This window comes from Clostridium sp., assembly GCF_050717635.1.
Classification (GTDB): domain Bacteria; phylum Bacillota; class Clostridia; order Clostridiales; family Clostridiaceae; genus Clostridium_AD.
This window is the reverse complement of the sequence record NZ_JBOITO010000007.1, coordinates 194599-216528: the sequence shown is the minus strand read 5'-3', so window position 1 is coordinate 216528 and position 21930 is coordinate 194599. Positions and strand designations below refer to the sequence as shown.

Annotated in this window: 22 protein-coding genes; 2 read left to right on the top strand and 20 right to left on the bottom strand. The window is 30.2% G+C overall.

Going from position 1 to position 21930, the window contains the following annotated elements; translation table 11 throughout:
* Window positions 1-36 precede the first annotated feature (36 nt).
* From ACREWB_RS04335 to ACREWB_RS04270, 14 genes are all read right to left on the bottom strand, one after another.
* Complete coding sequence (locus ACREWB_RS04335) at window positions 37-459, bottom strand: YwiB family protein (protein ID WP_431546252.1); 423 nt, start codon at window positions 457-459, stop codon at window positions 37-39.
* A gap of 14 nt (window positions 460-473) precedes the next feature.
* Window positions 474-1457, bottom strand: coding sequence for a tRNA 4-thiouridine(8) synthase ThiI (locus tag ACREWB_RS04330; protein WP_431546251.1), 984 nt, complete (start codon window positions 1455-1457; stop codon window positions 474-476).
* A 28-nt stretch (window positions 1458-1485) separates the two neighbouring features.
* A complete protein-coding gene (locus ACREWB_RS04325) occupies window positions 1486-2517 on the bottom strand; it encodes a D-alanine--D-alanine ligase family protein (protein WP_431546250.1) in 1032 nt (343 codons plus the stop codon).
* A gap of 214 nt (window positions 2518-2731) precedes the next feature.
* Window positions 2732-4102 (bottom strand): germination protein YpeB, encoded by a 1371-nt coding sequence (ypeB, locus tag ACREWB_RS04320; protein WP_431546249.1) that lies wholly within the window; start codon window positions 4100-4102, stop codon window positions 2732-2734.
* A gap of 34 nt (window positions 4103-4136) precedes the next feature.
* A complete protein-coding gene (spoIIR, locus tag ACREWB_RS04315; protein ID WP_431546248.1) occupies window positions 4137-4766 on the bottom strand; it encodes a stage II sporulation protein R in 630 nt (209 codons plus the stop codon).
* Window positions 4767-4829: 63 nt separating this feature from the next.
* A complete protein-coding gene (locus tag ACREWB_RS04310) occupies window positions 4830-6005 on the bottom strand; it encodes a Ger(x)C family spore germination protein (protein WP_431546247.1) in 1176 nt (391 codons plus the stop codon).
* On the bottom strand, window positions 5995-7104 hold the full coding sequence (locus ACREWB_RS04305) for a GerAB/ArcD/ProY family transporter (protein ID WP_431546246.1): 1110 nt from the start codon (window positions 7102-7104) through the stop codon (window positions 5995-5997). The genes ACREWB_RS04310 and ACREWB_RS04305 overlap by 11 nt, the downstream gene beginning before the upstream one ends.
* 42 nt (window positions 7105-7146) lie before the next feature.
* Entirely contained in the window at window positions 7147-8607 is a 1461-nt protein-coding gene (locus ACREWB_RS04300) for a spore germination protein (RefSeq protein ID WP_431546244.1), read from the bottom strand.
* A 57-nt stretch (window positions 8608-8664) separates the two neighbouring features.
* Entirely contained in the window at window positions 8665-8856 is a 192-nt protein-coding gene (locus ACREWB_RS04295) for a CLC_0170 family protein (RefSeq protein WP_431546243.1), read from the bottom strand.
* Between the two features lie 151 nt (window positions 8857-9007).
* On the bottom strand, window positions 9008-9850 hold the full coding sequence (gene ispE, locus ACREWB_RS04290) for a 4-(cytidine 5'-diphospho)-2-C-methyl-D-erythritol kinase (RefSeq protein ID WP_431546242.1): 843 nt from the start codon (window positions 9848-9850) through the stop codon (window positions 9008-9010).
* 167 nt (window positions 9851-10017) lie between these two features.
* Window positions 10018-11580, bottom strand: coding sequence for a DUF3794 and LysM peptidoglycan-binding domain-containing protein (locus ACREWB_RS04285; protein ID WP_431546240.1), 1563 nt, complete (start codon window positions 11578-11580; stop codon window positions 10018-10020).
* A 397-nt stretch (window positions 11581-11977) separates the two neighbouring features.
* A complete protein-coding gene (locus tag ACREWB_RS04280; RefSeq protein WP_291640420.1) occupies window positions 11978-12214 on the bottom strand; it encodes a Veg family protein in 237 nt (78 codons plus the stop codon).
* A 307-nt stretch (window positions 12215-12521) separates the two neighbouring features.
* Complete coding sequence (gene yabG, locus ACREWB_RS04275) at window positions 12522-13436, bottom strand: sporulation peptidase YabG (protein ID WP_431546239.1); 915 nt, start codon at window positions 13434-13436, stop codon at window positions 12522-12524.
* 120 nt (window positions 13437-13556) lie between these two features.
* Complete coding sequence (locus tag ACREWB_RS04270; RefSeq protein ID WP_431546238.1) at window positions 13557-14561, bottom strand: CotS family spore coat protein; 1005 nt, start codon at window positions 14559-14561, stop codon at window positions 13557-13559.
* A 139-nt stretch (window positions 14562-14700) separates the two neighbouring features.
* Here ACREWB_RS04270 and ACREWB_RS04265 point away from each other — a divergent pair, with 139 nt between their 5' ends.
* Window positions 14701-15828, top strand: coding sequence for a glycosyltransferase family 4 protein (locus tag ACREWB_RS04265; RefSeq protein ID WP_431546237.1), 1128 nt, complete (start codon window positions 14701-14703; stop codon window positions 15826-15828).
* 45 nt (window positions 15829-15873) lie between these two features.
* Here the strand turns inward: ACREWB_RS04265 and ACREWB_RS04260 are convergent, their stop codons facing one another.
* The 4 genes from ACREWB_RS04260 to ACREWB_RS04245 are packed head-to-tail and all read right to left on the bottom strand — an operon-like array spanning window position 15874 to window position 19033.
* Window positions 15874-16929, bottom strand: a complete 1056-nt coding sequence (locus tag ACREWB_RS04260) for a CotS family spore coat protein (protein WP_431546236.1) — start codon at window positions 16927-16929, stop codon at window positions 15874-15876.
* Between the two features lie 47 nt (window positions 16930-16976).
* Window positions 16977-17741 carry a hypothetical protein gene (locus tag ACREWB_RS04255; protein ID WP_431546235.1) on the bottom strand — a complete coding sequence of 255 codons (765 nt, stop codon included), beginning with the start codon at window positions 17739-17741 and terminating at the stop codon, window positions 16977-16979.
* Window positions 17742-17793: 52 nt separating this feature from the next.
* Window positions 17794-18018 carry a hypothetical protein gene (locus ACREWB_RS04250; protein WP_431546234.1) on the bottom strand — a complete coding sequence of 75 codons (225 nt, stop codon included), beginning with the start codon at window positions 18016-18018 and terminating at the stop codon, window positions 17794-17796.
* 4 nt (window positions 18019-18022) lie between these two features.
* Complete coding sequence (locus ACREWB_RS04245; protein ID WP_431546232.1) at window positions 18023-19033, bottom strand: CotS family spore coat protein; 1011 nt, start codon at window positions 19031-19033, stop codon at window positions 18023-18025.
* A 161-nt stretch (window positions 19034-19194) separates the two neighbouring features.
* Between ACREWB_RS04245 and ACREWB_RS04240 the strand changes: the two genes are divergently transcribed.
* Window positions 19195-20322, top strand: a complete 1128-nt coding sequence (locus ACREWB_RS04240; protein ID WP_431546231.1) for a glycosyltransferase family 4 protein — start codon at window positions 19195-19197, stop codon at window positions 20320-20322.
* 71 nt (window positions 20323-20393) lie between these two features.
* On the opposite strand, the gene ACREWB_RS04235 is transcribed toward ACREWB_RS04240, so the two are convergent.
* A complete protein-coding gene (locus ACREWB_RS04235; protein ID WP_431546230.1) occupies window positions 20394-21362 on the bottom strand; it encodes a CPBP family intramembrane glutamic endopeptidase in 969 nt (322 codons plus the stop codon).
* Between the two features lie 155 nt (window positions 21363-21517).
* On the bottom strand, window positions 21518-21925 hold the full coding sequence (locus ACREWB_RS04230; protein WP_431546229.1) for a hypothetical protein: 408 nt from the start codon (window positions 21923-21925) through the stop codon (window positions 21518-21520).
* Window positions 21926-21930 lie beyond the last annotated feature (5 nt).

Here is a 21930-nt window from a genome sequence, read left to right as displayed (position 1 = left end):
ATAGAACATAGCCTTTATTTTAGATATACTTTAATTCTATTGAGCTTTAATATTAATTATAAGTTTGGTACTTAAAACTTGTTGATTTCCTATCATCATATCATAATCTATAAACACATCTCCGCCGTTATTATCCACCTTCATTTTCAATTCCTTAGTATCCACTGTAAGATCTAAAGCTCCATGCGGTGTATTATATAGCGTTAAATCCCTTCCATTTTTCTTAAATTTCATTTCAGTTGTAGTTGTTCCGGTTCTTATCAGTGTGAAGTTTTCTTCATCAATTTTTAATGTAGTAGTAGTTCCCTCCATTCCTGAAATCTCCGTCTCTTCATATATTGCATAATAAGAATTATCTTGTTTATAAAACTTACCAGGTGTCACCACTTCAATTGTATCCTCTTCATCTTTGCTGTCAGCTTGTTTGCTAACAACTGAAATTATAGCATTTTTATCCATAAATTTACCCCTCACTAAATTAAAATATATTGGCTTATTTCTTCTTCTGTAGCAGGAACTGCTTCTATAGACTCACTTAGTGGATTATCACATCTACCATATTTAACAGATATGATTTTCTCGTCTTTACCCTTAGAATACCGTCCTGTAACTTTTGCTGCAAATTCAATATCGGCCTTAGTTTCTTTACCGATTATAACTATCGTAGATCCAATATAATCCGCTGCTAAAAATTTCAAATCTTCCTGCGTTATTAATTGATTTAAAATTTCTCCTTCTTCTTGTGTTCTTGTAGATATAATCTTTGCGTCTTTAGACAGTCTAAAATGTCTTCCTATTTTTAGTAATTCTAAATCCATTACAGATATATCTTGTTTATGCTCTACAAGGTCCCTAAGTCTTAAAGCGTAATTAGGGTCAGTAAGTTTACACCCACCAGCTGGTGATGGGTAGTCTACAATCCCCCACTTCTGCGCTAATCCCATTTGGACACCTCTGGTTCTCCCTTTTATATCCATAAGTCCTTCTCTATTTATTAAGCCATTTATCTCCATTTCAGTTGGATTAAGATTTTTAGCACTTAAAGGCCTCAATATTTTACTCCCTATACCAGATTCATTTTTCACTATGTCTAAGGCTGACCTATTTTGAGACATAGGTCTTTGATTTAAAACTTCTCCTGTTATGATAAAATCCGCATGATATTTTTCCAGTAGCACTCCACAATGTCTCATCATCATAGCATGGCAATCAATACAAGGATTCATATTTTTACCATGTCCATGTTTCGGTTTTTTTACCATTTCAAAATGCTCGTCTGAAAAATCTATAACTTCTAAGGGTATATCTATTTGTTTAACCATTTTTAATGCATGTTCCTCATTAAAAAAATTAGATTTAAAACATATTCCGATAACTTCTATCCCTTGATCTTTTACAAGTTTTGCTGCGAGTATACTATCTAGCCCTCCAGAAATCATAGCTAAAGCTGTTGTCATAAATTTTCTCCTCCCGACCCTGTATTTATTATTTATTATTTCTTTCTATAGCAAGTTTAATAAGTTCGTCAATAAGCGTTCCAAATTTTTTACCTGTAGCATCCCACATTTTAGGATACATACTTATTTTAGTAAAGCCTGGTATAGTGTTAACCTCATTTAAATAAACATCTTCAGTTTGTTTATCAACTAAGAAATCCACTCTTGCCATGCCAGCACAATCTAATATTTTATAAATTTTTATAGCCTGCTCTCTTATGGTCTCAAGTTTAGCTTCGCAGAGTGCCGCAGGTATTAAAAGCACAGATGCTTCACTTTTATATTTAGCTTCATAATCATAAAATTCTTTTGCTGGGACTACTTCACCCGGAATAGATGCTTCTGGATAATCATTACCTAGTACAGACACTTCAATTTCCCTAGCATTTATAGCCTTTTCAACTAAAACTTTTCTATCATGTTTTAGTGCTTCGAAAAGTCCAAGTGTTAATTCCTCTTTGTTATGAGCTTTTGTTATCCCCACAGAAGACCCACCATTAGATGGCTTAATAAATACATCATAGCCTAATCTCTTCTCTATTTTTTCTATAGATATATCTTTATTTTTTGCATACTCATAAGCATTAATTACTACGTAATCAGCTTGCACTATATTAAAATTTTCCAATAAGTACTTCGTATAAATTTTATCCATACAAATAGCAGAAGACATTACTCCAGGTCCCACACAAGGAATATTAAATATTTTACACATACCTTGAATTGTTCCATCTTCTCCAAATAGCCCATGCATTACTGGAAATACTACATCTACCTCTTTATTAAAAATAATGTTTTGGCCTTCTGGTGTTTTATTAGATTCATCTTTTTCCCATTCTCCGCTCTCTATGTTATCTGTATTCCCAGTGTACTTAAACCATAATCCTTCCTTTGTTATCCCTATAGGATATATATCATATTTTGTCCTATCAATATTTTTTAATACTGATGTTGCTGATGATCTTGAAACCTCATGTTCAGTAGACTGTCCACCAAATAAAATTGCTATTTTCTTTTTCATTGACTATCTCTCCTTATAACTATAATAATTATTTTATGAATAATAAAATCATTAGTTCATCAAATAAATTCATCATTATATCTTATTATAACATTTATATATATTACTTTGCATCTATTTAAAAAATCAAGATTATAAATCAACTCAATACAAGAGAGGATATATGTGCAACTTATGCAATATATCCTCTCTTATTTATACTAAAGGACGTATCCTAAATAGTTAACTTACCATTAGGAGTATCTATTATTTCTATTATTCTTTGTTCATACCCAGTACTTGTGTCAATATATACTATAAATTCTTTTTCCTTATATGAGCCTAAAAATTCATAACACAAAACCTCTATATTATTCTCAGTGGGTATAATAGCTAAACTAATTTTACTTATTTTAAGTCTCTTACCAACCTTTTCCTGTGCTTTTGCAATGGTTATTTTCGGCTCTGTAATCTCTCTTTTCTCGACATGAGACACTAAAAATTTTTCTGATTCAATTCCTATAATGCTGCCATCATCTAGTGCAATCTTAAGTTTTACTTGATCTGGATAAATTGCTACTTCTCCTTGGTTATACACATAGCTTACCACCGCCGTGTTTTCATAATTCAACGTATATGTAGGTTCCATATTTTTATAGCCTATTTTTCCGATAAAGGCGCTGCCACCTTTTATTGCATCTTTTATATCTATAGCTTTTTTTCCTATAGACCTATTATCTAATAAATATACTATTCTTCCTCCATTTTTACTTATTTCTATCACTGCCACGCCATCATTTTTCTCTCTTCCTTTAAATGTTATATTAAAGGTATATGATGGTATTCTAGTTTTCCCTTCTACTGGTTTATTCTCAATGTTTACAATTTTATCTTTTCCATATATATTTTCTATTATTTTAATAGCTTCATTTTCACTTACTTCCTTTTGTTTTATTATTTTAGGCTCTATTTCTAATATATTGTCGGAAAAAGGCCCATCATAAATTAATGCTGGATATTGAACTATTTGCTTTTGTATTCCCTTGAATTTTTTAGTCATAAGGTCATCCCCTGCTTTTGCAAATACCCCACTACTTTTTTTCCTAATCTCTCCCCATTTTACTTTTCCCTCATTTATTTCTGAAAGCACCCCATTTAATTGTTCCTGAAGAGTATAAGATTGCCTTTCTAATTCATCAATAAAATCATATTCTTTATTATTAAGATCCTTCCCTTGTGAAGCTACTTTTGCTAAAGTATAACAGAAATCTCCTACTTGAGCTAAAAATTCACTAGTGTCTCCAACCACTGATTGATCAAGTGGTAAGGAATGTAACTTATCATTTGCAGTTGCCGAAAATCTAAAAATCTCTTCAAACACTACTATACTTTGTTCTCTAGACCCTACAATAGCAGCTTTACCCAGATTCACTCTTATATTTTGCACAGAATCAACAAGTTCATACATATTTTTACTATATTGACCTTGAAGATAATTTCTATAATCTAATCTTTCCAAATACATTAGTATAGCAAAAGTAGTTGAAAATACAACTATAATAGTCACAGCACTTGTATACAACATCCTTCTCTTTATCATTTTCATTAGTTTTCCTCCTAGCATTTCCTTGATAATTTATTTAAGAGAATAATCCATTTAAAATTTCCATAAATTTAAATTTCACAACTATTTTTTTGTTGTCTTTAGTATTATCTATTAATTCATACTCATCCTCTGACAATACGCTTTTCATATCACTTTCTGTTTCCTCTAAAGCTACCTCTCCTTTTGTAATATCTACAAAACATAATGGTGGAAACATAACACACCACCAATTTTGTCCTCTTCCACTACCAATAAGTATCCTGTAAGCTTCATATTGCCCCTGAGGAAGCGTTATATTTCCATAGGATTTAACTGGAAAATATTCCTCTGAAAGAGTTGTATCTACAGAATATTTAAATCCATTTTTATTTATAACCATTGCTGCAATTTTTTTTATATTTTTATCTTCACTATTTATAATCACTCTTGACTCTTCTATGCTCCTACTATTTATAAGTTTTGGTGATACATATTCTAAAACAGCATCTCTTACTTTTAACTTTAACTCCTGATCTACCTTATCATCACTATTAGCTATTACATGAAACCTTATAAGTTTACCTGCAACATCACTTTGGCTTGCCTTTCCACTTATATTGTTTGTATTTAAAGCTATAGAAATGATAATAATTATGGCAACGCTTGTTAATATAAATTTTTTCATAGTGATCCACCCCCGAATACAATGATTTATATTAGAATTATTACCATTTTTTTGTAACTATATTCACTGAACTGCTCCAACTCTTCGTATTTTAGTATTAACATTTACATTTACTGAAGCATTTTTATATTTTCCATTCCAATTACCTTCTATTTTATTCCATAGGGAGGGTTTAAATTTCTCAATATATTCACGTACTCCAAATGGATCTATCTCAAATTCTGTTTTAGATATTTCCATAATCTCTTCACATTCTAAGGAAATAGACTTGTTAAATATATTTTGAAAACTCTCTAACTCACTTTTTTGGAGTGTTTTTTTGCCTACATAATATCCCCCTATTTGGCCCTCAATATTTAAATCTATATTAATGGCTAACTTATCTCCCTTTTCATCTACCGTGATTTTTCGTTTACATCCGTCTATTAAGTAATCAACAGGATGTCCGTCCATATAAATAACTTTTTTTCCAAAATTAAATTTACCACTTAACATTTGAATGTCCAGTACTTCTAAGGCATTAAAATATCCTTTTAATTCATAATCTTTAATTATAGCAGCCCCAGTTAAAATCAATTCATTTTTTTCTTTATCTAAAGTTATTCTAGGTAATAACACATTCCCATTTTCACTTAAAAGAATAAGAAATTCATTCAAATTCATACTCAGAATCCTAGAATTCCTCTTACTATTAGCCATAAGTCCAGAAATGTAATTTTGAGCACTTTTTTCTATATTTGGTTTGAATTTTATACAATCCTCAGCTGTGCCTTCCGAGACAACTATATCAAGCATCCTATTTATGTTAGGATCTCTTTGCAAATAATCCACTATTTCCTTAACGATTTCTTTATATTCTAATAAATTACTACTTAATATAAGTAACTTAGCATGCCCCATATATATATCTCTACTACTTTTAGCCATAGCTTCTGAAACAGCATCTCCCATAGAGGACGCCTCAGTATTAATATATTTTTCCTCTGCACTTCCAGCTTTTTCTGCCCCTAGCATACTCATATCTGGAAATCCATAGGTCACATTAATTTTTTTAATTTTCCCCTCTGCAAAAGGCTCTTCTGGATTGATTTTTTTTAATTCTTCCTCTTTATCAATGTCTTCTCCTGTGTCAACCGCTATAGTGGATATGAAATTAAGCCTATCTATTTCTATTTTATCCCAGCACCCACTAAGTAACACGCAACTGAGTATAACCGGTAAAACCTTCTTAAATTTCATTGGCAGATTTCCTCCTCTCTTTACCTTTCCCAACCAGTAAGATAAGTATCGGTAAGATTACAAAAACAAATATAGCCGTTAATAATACAGGTGTTGTTTCAAACTCTAAAGTGTAAAGTTCTGCTATATTTTCCGGATATAACGCTACCATATAAACAATAGGAATAATTAAAAGTGAAGATAATTTAATGTCTTTTAATTTAAATACAGTTTTTATAATTTCGCCAGAAAAGAAATAAGTGTTAACAAAGGTAGTAAAATAAAAAAATACCCAAAATGCCATTACTACGCCTTCCCAGCGTTCTATAAATGTACCTGGTATATTTAAAGACCTTATCATAGAAATAGTTGGCCATAATAATATCCTGCTCTGTTCTTTTGAAAACACCGCTAAAACAAGCATCATTACAACTGCATAAAATATTGTTACAAATACAATACTCCTCCTTAACACCCGGGACGCATTTTTCTTATTCTTCACATAAGGAAGAATAAGATACGCTATTTCAAGCCCCCCAAAGCAGAGTAAAATATATTTAGAAGCCTTAAAATATTCAGAAGGCTTATTATTAATCACCGGTAACAAATTTGTAAAATCAGCATTCACTGCAATAAGCATAAAAACTATAATCATAGGAATGAACATAATCCAAAATACAACTTCATTAAATTTAACTAAATCAACTATCTCACCTCTAACTAAGTAGGTTGCGGTTAAAATAGTAACTATCAAAACAAATTCCGTAGGGGTCTTCCTTAACAAATATAGTTTAATTACTTCAGCAAATTCCCTCATTCCTAGAGAAACAATAAATATACTATAAAGTGCAAAGATAATAGCAAATGCTCCTCCCAGCATCTTACCAAAATTGTTCTGCAATATATTTGTAAACTGTTCAAAATTATTTTTCTTCATAACCATGTATATAAGATACAGTAATAAGAAAATTACTGCACCGCCCATTAAAGTAACTATCCATGCATCACTTCCTACTTTATCTATAACGTCTCTAGGACTTGAAAATATTCCTATTCCTACTATAGCTACCACTATGGTACTAAATAAACCAAAGTCTCCGATTATTTCTTTATGCCGCATAATATGATTTTTCGCCTCCACTTACAAAGATGATGATTTAAATTATTTTTGTCTTATCTTATCTCCCGTTTTCATGTATTTGGGCCTTTCTTTTAGCTTAGATATAGGCACTCTAATATACATATCTTTTAGATCTTTTACATTAACATTAACCGCCGGCGCTAAATAAGGAATTCCAAAACTTTTCAGTCTAACTAGATGAATAAGAAGCACAATGAGACCCATTATTATTCCATAAAGACCTGCAATTGCAGACGTAATAATAAGTAAAAATCTTGAAAGTCTAAACGCCGAAGTAACTTCATAATTCGGGGTTACAAATGTAGTAATAGCTGTAATTGCCACAATAATTATCATAATAGGGCTAACTATTCCTGCACTTACTGCAGATTGCCCTATAACAAGTCCTCCTACAATGCCAATAGTAGCTCCAATGGGTCTTGGTAGTCTAACCACAGCTTCCATAAGGAGGGCTAAAAACAGCTCCATAATTATAGCCTCTATAAACGCAGGAAATGGGACCCCTTCCCTTGAAGCAGCTATGGAATATGCTAATTTAGTGGGTATTATAGCCGTATTAAAAGATGTAACCGCTACATAAAGCGCCGGAGCAGTAAGGGAAATAAGTATAGAAATCATCCTAATAAATCTAACTATAGAAGCATGCATCCATCTTTGATAATAATCATCCGGTGATTGAAATAAATTAGGCAAAGTACACGGAACAATAATTGCGAAAGGAGAATTATCTACAAGCAATGCTACTCTACCCTCGTATAAAGCTGCTGCTACTACATCAGGCCTCTCAGTACTTTGTATTTGAGGAAAAGGAGAATATTTATTATCTTCTATTAACTGTTCAATGTAGGCAGAATCAAAAACCGCATCAATATCTATTTTTTCTATTCTATCTTGAAGCTCCTTAAGCACCTCTTTATTTACAATATCCTCAATATACATAATAGCAACATCAGTTTTAGATCTAGCTCCTATGGCTTTAGATTTAATTCTTAGCCTAGTATCTCTAATTCGTCTTCTAACTAAAACAGTATTGAATCTTACAGTCTCTGTAAACCCATCTCTTGCTCCTCTGATTACTGTTTCACCAGATGGATCTCCTACTCCTCTAGCTGGCCAAAGACGCGTAGCAATAACATAGGCGCAATCTAACTCATCTATAAACATTAACGTCTCGCCAGAAAGAGCAGCATTAACTCCTTCACTTAATTTTTTCACTTCCCGCATATCGCTAACTGCTAGTAGTTGGTCTTTTATTTGTTCTACATCTTCTATGCCCTTTGAACATAGCATCAATGGTTCCAATACATAATTATCCAATAACAGCTTATCTGCCATTCCGTCTATGTAAACTAAGGCCGCTGTCCACCCTCCAACTTTAAACGTTCTAAAAACAACATCTGAGTTATCCTCTAGAAGTTCTTTTAAATACTTTATATTTTTTTCTACTTGTAGCTCAATTTTGTCTTCAATTTTTTCTTTCATTATGCTCCACTTCCTTAAATGTTATAAGTGAACTGTATACCTTACATTTCAAGCGATTTAAAATATCCACCTAAGTATAAATAGAATTATAGAAACTATAATTGCAAACCATCCTAAAAAACTTGCTTTTTTTCTAGTACTGTCCATATGAGATTTCTTAAAACTCCTGACATCCACAGTAACCACAACAGTTCCTTGAATTAACATCATCACTAAAAAATATGCGTCAAATAAATCTAAGATTTTCATCACTTTGCTCCCTATTTCATTATGATTTATAAAATATATAACTAGTTTCTACGACAGGGCTAAAAAATATTCACTAGTGTCATGAAAATAAAAAAAAACATGCAAAACCAACAGGCTTTTACACGTTTTTATATTTCATATAGAATTGTATCTAAATTGTTCTTGTAATATATACTTCTTTATATTGAATTTTAAATTTATCATAACATCTTTGGGCTTTTAACATATCGTCAAAAAAGGCAAATATTGTTGGTCCACTTCCACTCATCATTGCTCCCATTGCACCCATTTTAATCATATCCTCTTTTATTCTTTTAAGAACCGGATATTTTCTTAGTGTAACGTTTTCAAGTAAATTTTTCATACCATTACATACATCTTGTAATTTTTCTTCTTCCATAGCCTTTATTAAGCCTTCTGTGTCTGGATGTTTATAAATTTTACTAGTATCTAAGCTTTTGTAAACTTCCCTTGTGGATACACCAAAATTAGGTTTAACCAATACTAAAATATAATTTTTAAAAGGCACCAGTGGAGTAATAACTTCTCCTATACCTTCGCATAGTGCAGTCCCCCCAACTATACAGTAAGGAACGTCTGCACCTATTTTTAAGGCTAACTCCATAATTTCATTGTCATCTACTTCTACTTTAAACACCTTTCTAAGTGTTTTAAAAACCGCTGCTGCATCTGTGCTTCCACCTGCCATCCCTGCTGCTACAGGAATATTTTTTTTTAGATGTATATTTATACCTCCGATAACATTATAAGTATCCATAAAGAGTTTTGCAGCTTTATACATTAAATTTTTCTCATCTACAGGTATGTAGGGTTTATTACAGCTTATATTAATACCCTTACTACACTTTTCAAAGGAAATAGAATCGTATAGATCTACACTTTGCATAATCATTTTTAATAAATGATATCCGTCTTCTCTTTTACCTACTATATCTAAAGATATATTTATTTTCCCATAAGCTTTTACTAACATTATTTCCCTCCAACTCTAATAAATATCCCTAAAGTGGCACCATCCACTAAAACGGATGAAATATTACTAATAAAGTTAGTATATTACAACAAATATAATATTGCTACATATAATTTAAATAAGACAATAACAAACCCCCATGTGTAAAAACATCATGGGGGTTTAAATTAAATAATTACTCTACCTGGTATTATAAGCTTTTGCGAAATTTTTATAACATTAGGATCGTCTATTCCGTTCACTCTTGCAATTTCTTGCATTGTAGTATTGTATTTTTTAGCAATTTTCCACAATGTATCCCCAGATTGAATTACATAAATAGTAATACTAGCTTTTTTCATAGGTATTTCACCATCCATTGGGAAAACATCAACTAAAAACTTCTTCTGCAACATATAATTTACTCTTACATATACCTTCACTACAGCTCTAACCGATATATTTCCTGCATCAATATCTGCATTTATATTTTCAAGCGATACCTTACACATGCTACTCATATTTATCCTAGCACCTAATATCTCAGCACCACAGGTAAAAGGAATCTCATCTGATACGGCCGATAAATAGTTTTCCTCATCATCACTTCTGTATAATACTGTTACATTCATTACACCTTCAATTATAACCTTATCCTCAATGACTTTTTTATCTGTTACACAAACGCTGGCATTACACATAATTATCTTACTAGGCTTTGCCATATCATTATCTATTTCTATATCTCCCTTAACTAATGTCTCAGTTAATAATTGTCCTTGCATTACATTAAGACCAAAATCTTTTTTATCCATTTCTAAATTAGTAGTTGGTGAATATACATCTTCAATTATATCCACTTCTTCTTTGTGCATAGCTCTAGTACTTGTCTTTATCATAAACTCTACATCTATAATTCTTTTTTCCCCTAAATCATCTTCTTTAATATCAAATTCCATAGCATCTACATTGAAATCCGTATAATTTTCCATATATGGGTTTACATCTTTAAACTCTAATTCTTTATTGAGCATAACATCATGTTCAATATACGTTAATTCTCTACTGTCTCTTCCCTTATAAATAATGCTTACACTAGCATAAGCATTAATTAGAATTTTTTCTTCGTACAGTTTTACTTCTTTCTTATGGATATTAACATCACATTTTATAACCTTAGCAACTTCAGGTTTATCCATTGGAATTTTTATATTAGCCTTGCCAATAAGTTCTCCGTTAAAATTTCTTATGACCTTATCTATGCTAGTAGGATTTTTCAAATATTGAACATCTTTAACAACTTCAACATCTTTAACTATTTGAAAATTAAAATTTTTATATACTTCAGATTTTAATCTCAAAATACCTTCTAGACATATTTTCCTCTCATTTACTATTTTACATTCCATATGTTCTACAAAACACTCAGCATCACAAAGCATTTCTGGTTTAGCACCCATTATATCTATTGTATTTGAGAATTTGGAACTATATTCAACATTTTCCACATCAGTGCGTTCTTGATCTTTAGTAATATAAAGTACATTATATTTAATCTGCCCCTCTAAATATACCTTATCTTGAATTATCTCTTTAGAGTTTATAGAAGCTTTAACATCTAGCATAAGGATTTGCTTAACATCTGGGTGGGTATCGGGTATTACATATTCTTCTTTCACTACCGTATCAGCAGTGTTTTCTCCTAACAGTTGTTCATATTCTATATCTTCTCTTATTAAACTTATATCCATATTATACCTCCTTGTATTTCTATTGGTAGGTAACGTTATGGGTTGTTATCTACCTAAAATACCTACTGTTAATATATATAGAAATAGTAAAGAAAATATGATATTATACACTTTTATTCGTATTACAATATTCTTTATAATTCCTTATAAAGTGATTTATATAAGTCGCTTTATATATTTTTCATTTACAAAATCTCACATCCTCTTTTTATTAGCTAAAAAAAGGCATATATTAAATTGATTGCATTGTTATAAAAACTAAATGCATTCTATTTAATATATGCCCTGTTAATCTTATATAAGCTAAGTCTAAACAACCAACAACAGTCAGTATATTAGTTTACATGCTTAAGATTAATTTATAAAAACAAAAACGATACTGAAATAAAGTATCGTTTTATCCTGCAAAAACTATTTGAACTGTTTTTGTCAAAACATCAGAATAACTATATGTCACTGTCCTGTGGGTGTCATTGTCTAGTCTAATAACAAAAATACTTGTATATGTCTTTTCAATAACTCCATTATCTACAAGAATTTTTCTTCTTCCACCATTAGCTTTTAATGTTACTCTTTCACCAACATGACTTTCTATTTCATCTTTTATCGAAGTCAATACATTTATTTTTTCCACAGCAAGCACCTTCTCTCCACATTATACATTATACACTATATATATATTATTGTCAAGCAACTTATTATTTTATCACTACTACAACAATTTTGTCAATGTTAAATTTATGTTAACAAAACGAATTTTTATATATTTTTACACTCACAATTGATTTTTCTCCGTTTTCTAACCATTTAAATACACACCTATAGTATCTCCTTTAATCAAATACATATTCATTTTTATAAACAAAGCTCCCATACAAGATGTGGAAGCTTATAATATTTAGCAACATAATAATTTTATGTTTATTAAAAAGCTTTATAGGTTATATATACTGGGACTTTGGAAACCCCTCTCTATATTTACCTCTAGTTTGAAGTCCACCTACACCTTTAATTCCTGTTATAGTGTTTTGTATAACATCTTCTATAGCTACAACATTTTCTACATTTGTATATGCTATTTTCTCAGCAACTAAAACTGGATCCAAGCAATGTATTAATACCCGACTGGGAGAAGACGCAAAATTAGCACCAGCATCTAAAAGTGTTTCATAGCAAGATTGGCATGCTCCAGCAAATATAACTAAATCATCATAATTACTATTATAAGCTCTAAGAGCTATAACCGACTCTACAAAGTATTTTGAATTTCTATAATTATCTAAATTCACATAATCAGTTATTCCTTTTAACATACCATCATGCCCTGTTATTACCACTATATCCGGCTTAATTTCTTTTACTAAATTTACTATTTGATCCGGTTGGTCTTTTTCTTCTATTACTCTACCTACAGCCTCTAAAGATAATTGTTTATAGGTTTTCAAACAAACCTCTAGATATTCTGCATCGCCGTCAACATGTAGTATTTTACCTGGTCTTCCGAAAATCATATCTTTATTTTTGTATTCTTTGTATCTTTCTTCCCTTAATTGTGAATCTTTAATTCTTCCAGTAATATCTATAGCTGTCCCTCTGTACCCTTTAGTTCCCTTAATCCTATTCATTAATACTCTTTTAATAGATGCATTTACTTTTTTATTAAAAACCTTATCTATTTCACTAATTTTATTCTCTGATACTAATTGTAAATCTTCACTTAGAGAGTCTGCTTCTATTCTTAAGTTTATCCCCTTAAGTAAATACAAATCCTTATCATCACTAGTTATAATATCTATTATTTTAAAGGTAATGTCTCCTCCATAAGATTTCCTTACTACAATATCCCCTACTTTCACAATATCATCTCCATACTTAAACTCATATTATATAGTATGAAAATATATCTAATAGGTGAAAGCCAAAAAAAATTATGTAAACATTATATCTACATAATTTTTTATATAGCATACTTTATATTACCTCTGGTTAAATACCTTCTTATATTCTTCAATAAATACCATATACTTCTCTTTTTCAGAAATTAACTCCTCCATCTTCTTGTTAAAGGAATTTTGAATCCATGTAACTTCATTGTAATAGTATCTATTGCAAAGTCTCCAATACCTTTGTGGGAACATTAAGAATGCATATATGAGTCTATATTCTTCTTCTAATAGAGGATTTACACTGCTATATGCCTCTAATATCATTTGGACGTATTTTATGTCCCAATCCTGCTTTTTAAGCACTTTTATTAAAAAATTAGATAAATCATATGCTTTTACTTCTCTTTTACAATAATCGAAATCAATTATATTAACATCATTATTTTTATCAATAATAATATTATGATAAGTGTAATCATGGTGGCAAAATCCTTTTTCTTCTTCTGTTTGCCTACATATATCAAAGTATCTAGAATCATCAAGTATAGCCATAGCTCTTTTGCCTAGCTCCTTTTGGTCATCCACACTCTTAATATAATTCATATCGAAATCTGTTTTAAAATTTTTCTTTTTTCTAATCATTCCCTTCATTTTATCAAAGGACTTTATTCTTTTTTCCATTAAATGAGGCCATCTTCCAAGATCTGTTTTTAACTTACTATTTTCTGGTGGTTCATACCCCTTAGATGCAATATGCATATAAGCTAAATTTTTTGCTGCTGAAATTAATTCTTCTTCAATATGAAAATCACATTCTCTACCATCTATCCAAGTCGATAGCGTATAAATATCTTCATTAACTAACGCGTAAGGGTTTCCTTCAGTATTTAAAAAATATCTATCCACCTTGTCAAATCCATTCTTTGCAAGATGTTCTTTGGCGCCGTATACAAACAAAAGTTTTTGTGTTCCATAATTGATTTTCTTTAGACATTTAATTCCATCATCAGTCTTCAAAAAATACACTCCCTTATTAGGACGTATACTTTCTATTTTGATACCATATTGTCTCTCAATTTCAAATTCTCTCATCATGTTACTCACCCCCCTCTATAATTTATATTACAAATATTTTATTTTAGAATAAATTCTTATAGGTTTTAATAACATTTATTCACTCTTTTAATATAATGAAGTATATTAATATATTAATCAGTGCTTAAGGAGTCTTAAAATGAAAATCGGAATTGATGCTAGGGCTGCAAAATGGTATAGGGGAACTGGTATAGGAACTTATTGTTACCAACTAATTCACTCTTTAAATAAAATAGACAATTATAATGATTATTTACTTTTCGTACCAGAAGACCATAAACTCACCATACCTTTTCAAAAAAATTTTCGCATTGAAAATATTGCGAAGTATAATCAGAATAATTTCTGGAATGAAGTAACTGTCTGTAACAAGTTAATAGACAAGTCTATGGACATATACCATGTTCCTCAAAATGGAATAGGCCTCCCTAAAGATAAAAACTGCCCCTTTGTTATTACATTACATGATGTTATCCCCTATAAAATGCCAGAAACCGTTGGCGAACAATATCTTAAGATTTTCAACGAAAAATTACCAGATATTATCCCCTTATGCGACGGAATAATTACAGTATCAGAATATTCCAAAGAAGATATTATTAAAGCTTTTAACTTTCCAAGGGAGAAAATCTATGTTACTTATTTAGCTAGTGAGGATATCTATAAGCCTTATGATAAAGTCCTTAGCAAATCTATTATCCAAAAAAACTACTCCATTACAGGAGACTATATCCTATATGTTGGTGGCTTTAGTCCTAGGAAAAATATACTTGGACTACTTAATTCCTTTAGCTTACTCCTACCAAAACTAAAAAAGGATATGAAGCTCGTAATTGCAGGTAGTAAAGGTAAATCCTATGATATATATAAAAAAAGAGCAGAAGAGCTGCATATTGAAAGTAATGTGATTTTCCCCGGCTTTATATCTATGGACCATATTCCCTTTCTATATAATGCCTGTGAGCTTTTTGTATATCCTTCTTTTTATGAAGGTTTTGGACTTCCACCAATAGAAGCAATGGCTTGTGGAGTACCCGTGATTGCTTCTAATGTAACATCTATTCCCGAAATAGTTAAGGATTCAACTTTACTTGTAAATCCCTATGATGTTAATGACCTTAGTGAAAAAATGTATAATGCACTCCATGATAATTCCTTAAGGCAGTCGCTTATAACTAAAGGATTAAAAAGAGCATCTGAGCTAACTTGGGAAGGTACAGCTAAAGACACTCTAGCTGCTTATAAAAATATATTGTTAAATAAATAATTAAAATCCCCACAGGGTGTTAGCTACACCTTGTGGGGATTTTAACTAGCAATTATAGTAGTTTTTAAAGCCTTCTAAGAACTCCTCTCTATCCTCCCTATATTCCACTTTCTTCTTTAATCTGTTTATGAATATTTCTTCACTCCACAGTTTTTTCCTTGTATAATAATCTTTAGATACACTATAAAAATCCTCAGGAAAACTAAGCATACCGTACAGAACTTTTAGTTCCCTTTGATCTAACTTTTTTACTTTGGTATATTCACTTAAAATACTATGACATTTTTCTATATCATAGCCAAAATTCTTAATAGCCTTATTTATAAAATTACAAATATCGTGTACCTTTAAATCTACAATCGAATAATCAAAGTCTAAAAAATATACCTCCTCATTATGGATAAGTATATTATGATGTGCTAAATCGTGGTGACAAAATACTACCTTTTCTTTTTCATGGCATAAATTAAAATAGTCAGAGTTTTCTAAAATTTCTATACTTTTTAAAATATTTTTTTCATAATATTTTACATTTTCCAAAAAAATTCTATCAAATTCATTTTTGTTTTCATATAAAGTTACTAACCTTTTAAAAAATTTAAGTTCCCTTAATTTTTTATTATAATTTTCTATTACTTTACCGCATAAGTACCGCTTTTGATTCTTTTTAAGTAACTTCTGAAATTCCTCTTCATTTATAATTCCATTTGATGCCCTATGAAACTCTGCTAGCGCTGACGATGCTAGCATTAAATCCACTGGGCTACTATACTCACACTCTCTGCCTTCTAATAAATTCATAATACAATATATTTCATCTTTCCAAGGTACATATATAAGTTTGTTTTTTGTCTTTTCAAACTCTATTATCCTATTAAAATTATTGTTTCTTATATACTCAATACCATAATTAATAAACTCAAGTTCCCCCGTACTATAACTAACTTTTTTTAAAACCTTATCACCTTTATCAGTATTAAGTATAAATACTTTTCTTACCGGAATAACATCACTTACCAATAAATCAAATTTACTAAATAAATTTACATCTAAATCATATTTACTTAAATAAGCCTTATCTTTATATCTTACGTCTAACATATTTTCACCTCATAACTAAACCTCTAATTTTTTTATAATATAATAATTTAAATTAAAGAATCTCCATCTTGAATTAAAGCTTTTATAAGTTTCTCAGAAAATCTATCACAATGCCACTTTTTTTTACCTTCTCTATATCTATTACAACACCTCATAAATTCATATGGATAAGAAATTAAAGCTATTATAAATTTTGAACTGGCATCCCCAAGTCCTTCAATATGACAGAATTCATTAGAAAGCTTCTTAAAATCAAGATTCACGCCCTTTCTCTTTAATCTACTAAGTAAAAGAAAACAATCCATTTCCACCATATTATAACTACAATCTTCAAAACTAACCACATAAGTAAATTCATTGTTTTGAAGATTTTTAAAATCTGTATTGCCAAGGCATACTTCTACTCGTCTCATACTTCTTTTTATGATTTCTATATAATCCGAATGATATGCTACTCTTATGCACTCTTCCCCTCTATTTATAACTTCACTTCCGTGTTTAATAATTAATTGTTCAAAAGAATTCTTAGGTCCGTCCCTTTTAATTTTATTTATGTCCTTATCCAGCCTTTTGATATATAATTTATATTCCTCTATAATCTTCCCTGTATTGTTATTTAATTTATTTCTTAAATACCCATTAAACCCCAAAGATTTTTCATGAAAAGCATAAATAGCACGAAACTGATTTATCACTAATTCTTCAGGTATATCAATATCTATATCTTCCGGTTCAAAGTTCAACACATCTACATTTCTAATGCCTTTAGATATCATATAATCAGAAAATTCATTATAGATGCTTATTGCCACTGGCATCACCTCTAATCAAATCTATTATTAAACTGCTATACATTAGCCAAGGCTATCTGCTTTTTTTATTGGTTTTTTCCATTTTCCTTAATATCTCTCTTTGTTCAAACTCTAGCTCTTTAATTTTCTTTTGTCTCTTTTTTATTTTTTTTAGTTTTTTAACTTCTTCTTCCATCCTCTCAAGTTCCATATCATATTCTTCTACAGTAGCATCTTGAGGCTCCATTATGTCAATTTCACTCTCATCCATATATATATCCTCTCTATTTTTTCCCACAATACTACCTCCCATATTTTATTTTTCTAAATTCATCAATAAAAATTTGCCTATCCACTCTATCCTCTTCTATTTTTTGAAGCTTCTTTAAGAAGAACTCTTCCCCCCAATTCTTTTTTTCCCAATAGTATTGAATTCCTATTTGCCAATATTCCTGAGGAAATTCCATAAACCCAGCCATTATATTTATGTCACTTTTATAAATTGCATTTGTTTCATTGTATGTGTCCATTATAAAAAGTGCATTTTCAAGGTTCCATTTACCATTTTTCATTCTTCTTATTAAAAGACTACTTAAATCATGTAAATGAGTGTCTAAGATGCAATAATCAAAATCAATAATACTTACTTCTCCATTTTTTTCTATTAATACATTATGGTGAGCATAATCATGATGACATAATCCCCTATGTTTAATTTCTTCTTTCATCTTGCTTACATATTCGCTTTTACATAAATTACATATGGATCTATCACTTCTTAATAACTCCTCCTCCATCATTGCTTGATAATTTATATCAAATTCCGTTTTGAATTCTTTTTCGCCTATTCTTCTTTTGAAATCTAGTATTTCACTCCTTCTGGTTTTAAAAGTTTCTATCCATTTAAGCCATGCAATTCTTGGTTTCATATCAGGAGTAACCTTGAAATTTAAGCTCTTTATATGAAGCTGTGCAAGCTTTAAAGCGCATAATTTTATTTCTACAGGATTATCATAATTACACTCTCTTGCGCTGAGCCAAGGTGTTAAATAAGCATATTTATTATGGACAGCTATATACTCTTTGTTATCAATAGTTTCAATAATTCGCGGTATATTTTCAAAACCACTGTTCTGTAAATGTTTTATTGCACCAACAATAAATAAAAAATGCTTAAAGTCATAATTAATGATTTTAAGGCAAAACATCCCGTTATCAGTCTCTATTCTGTAGACATTTTTTATTTTCTCAATATCATTAATAAAAAGAGAATATTTATCTTGTATTAATTCCTTTAATTCTTGTGTATCCAAATGCATGCCTCCGAAATATTCTTCTATTTCATTATATGAACTTAGTGAATAATTTGTTCTCATTTATATTTATACAAATAGCACACTTTTTAAGTCGAAATAGTATATTAATATATATTATCTTTTTTTATTGTTTTATAATAATATTAAGGAGTGTACCCATGAGGATTGCGCTTGATGCTAGAGGTATCAATTTTTATAGTGGCACCGGTATAGCCACCTATACCGAAAATGTGCTTAAAAATTTAATTAACATAGATACTATAAACAACTACCATATTTTTTGGTCAGGTAGTAATTACGAGAGCCTAAAAAAAGAAAACTGCAAAATAGTAATGACCTCCAAAAGACACCAACGTTTTTTTGAAGACCACTATTTCCCTGAAAATATAGGCATGGAAAACATAGACATATATCATATGCCACAAAACGGTATAGGCTTTTCGTCGGAAATTTCTTGCAAAAAAATAGTCACTATACATGATTTAATTCCATACATTATGCCCGAAACAGTAGGCAAGGGATATTTACTGAAATTTTTAAAAGAAATGCCTTTAATTATAGAAGGTTCCGATGGAATAATAACTGTCTCTGAATTTTCAAAACTGGATATTTTGAAATTTTTCCCCATAGATGAGAATAAAATTTTTGTAACTCCACTAGCTGCTGATAAAAAGTACACCCCCTTAGATAAACTTTTCTGTAGGACTTTTCTAAAAGATATATATAATTTAGAAAAACCATTTATACTTTACCTCGGTGGCTTTAGTGAGAGAAAAAATGTGGCTTCTGTTATAACTGCTTTTTCCACTATATATAAAGATTTAAACAAAGAATATAATTTAGTTATTGTAGGTGGCTATAAAGATTCTAGTCAAACACTCATAAAACTTACAAGTGAACTTAAAATAGAGTCTAAGGTTATTTTTACTGGGTTTGTTCCAGAAGAACATTTGCCTATTTTCTATAACGGTTGTGATGCTTTTGTATACCCCTCTTTTTACGAAGGCTTTGGGCTGCCTCCTCTAGAGGCAATGAGCTGTGGCGCCCCTGTAATAGCTTCTAACCTAACCTCAATTCCGGAAGTAGTAGGTGATGCCGGAATTTTAATAAATCCTTATAACATATCAGAGATATCTTTTGCCATAGGGAATCTCCTAAGTAACGAAAGTTTAAGAGAAGAACTTAGTATTAAAGGACTTAAAAGAGCCAGTGAATTTTCTTGGCAAAATACTGCTAGTAATACACTAAAAGTGTATGAGGAAGTATACAACCGAGAATTTCTTTGACAACAAAAAAACTCGCTATACAGCGAGTTTTTTTTGTACCTTTGAAGTTCTTAAATTATTAAGAGCAAATACTACGACCTTACTTCTTGCTCTAAATTTTTATTTATGCTTTCTGCTTGATTATCAACCTCTATTAACTGTGGTTTGTAAATCTTCCACATATAAATAAACCCTAACATTATAATAAAGGTAACAACAAGCCCACCTTCCGGACCAAATGCCCCACCGGTTATAATATTTTTTACAGGTGTATTTAATTTATATAAGCTATCTGTGGCTAGTCCACTAACTTCAAAACCAAATATATTTCCTTGAAAGTAATTCCACGTAATGTGATAGCCTATAGGTAACCATAGATTATTTGATTTAAGGAACATATAGGCAAATAGTATAGCAACTAAAAAAAGATTTAAATAACTAATAATACTCATACTAGGATTTAAAGAATGCATTAATGAAAAAATAATTGATGAAACAATAACAACAACCCACTTATTGCCTGTTTGTTTAAGTACAGTCATACAGTAACCTCTTGAAAACAATTCTTCATTTATCCCCACTAAAATAAACATAACTAACCAGGCTAATAATGATATATTAAAATTGGGGCTACTAAGTGGAGTCTTAAGCGATATATTCTTACTAGTAAGTAAAATTATAAAAACTAAAGTCATCGAAACTGAACCAAATAACAATCCTTTAAATAAATCTTTATAGCCCCTCTTTATGTTAATAAGTCCAATTTCCCTTATAGGTTTTTTATCGAATAATTTCCAAAACAACCAAACAGCTAGTATCATACATATACATTGAATTATCCCCATAAAAATAATAAAACCAGTATTTGTAGCTGTTAAGTCAGTAAGGTACTTTTGTAAATCAGGTGCAGCTACTTTTTTTGTTGAAATCATAATAATAGCAAGTAAAATCACAATGATCATAGAAATTATAAAATTTGCAATAAAAGCCGAACCGAAGGTTGTAGCTATTTTAAAACCAGATCGCACCTGAGAATTTCTATTTGTAAAAATTTTTTTCATGAAAAAATACCCTCCTTAAACATTAAAAGCAGTAAATCTAAATAGAATTACGAATTAAATTTTTTTTAATTATAACTTTAAAATGAAAATATTATTATAAGTTGGATGTACAAAAATGACTCCTGTAAAAAGAACAGGAATCACTTTTATCATAATTATAAACTTATATTTTCAGCTTTAGCTCCAAGGCCAAAAACTTCTTTTTTCTTCCAAACAAATATTCCCATTAATACGGGCAATACAATTGATATAATTTGCATAGGGCTAAAACCATTAACTACAATTGCATATACTATGTTGATCCCTTGAACAATAAAATAAATGTATATACCTATTGATTTTTTCATTAAAATTAAAATAACAGCTAAAGTTATGATTGCTATGAATACAAGACTAATAACTAATACAGAAGTTGTTATTTGAGTTTTTGCCGCTTCATTAATTGCATCTTTCATGGCGATTGCTGCTAAAAGCCCCAATAGTCCAATACCATTCATAACGAAATGGATAATTGATATTGTTAGTATACCTGCCCCTACCTTTTGTTTTTGAATATTTTCCACAATAA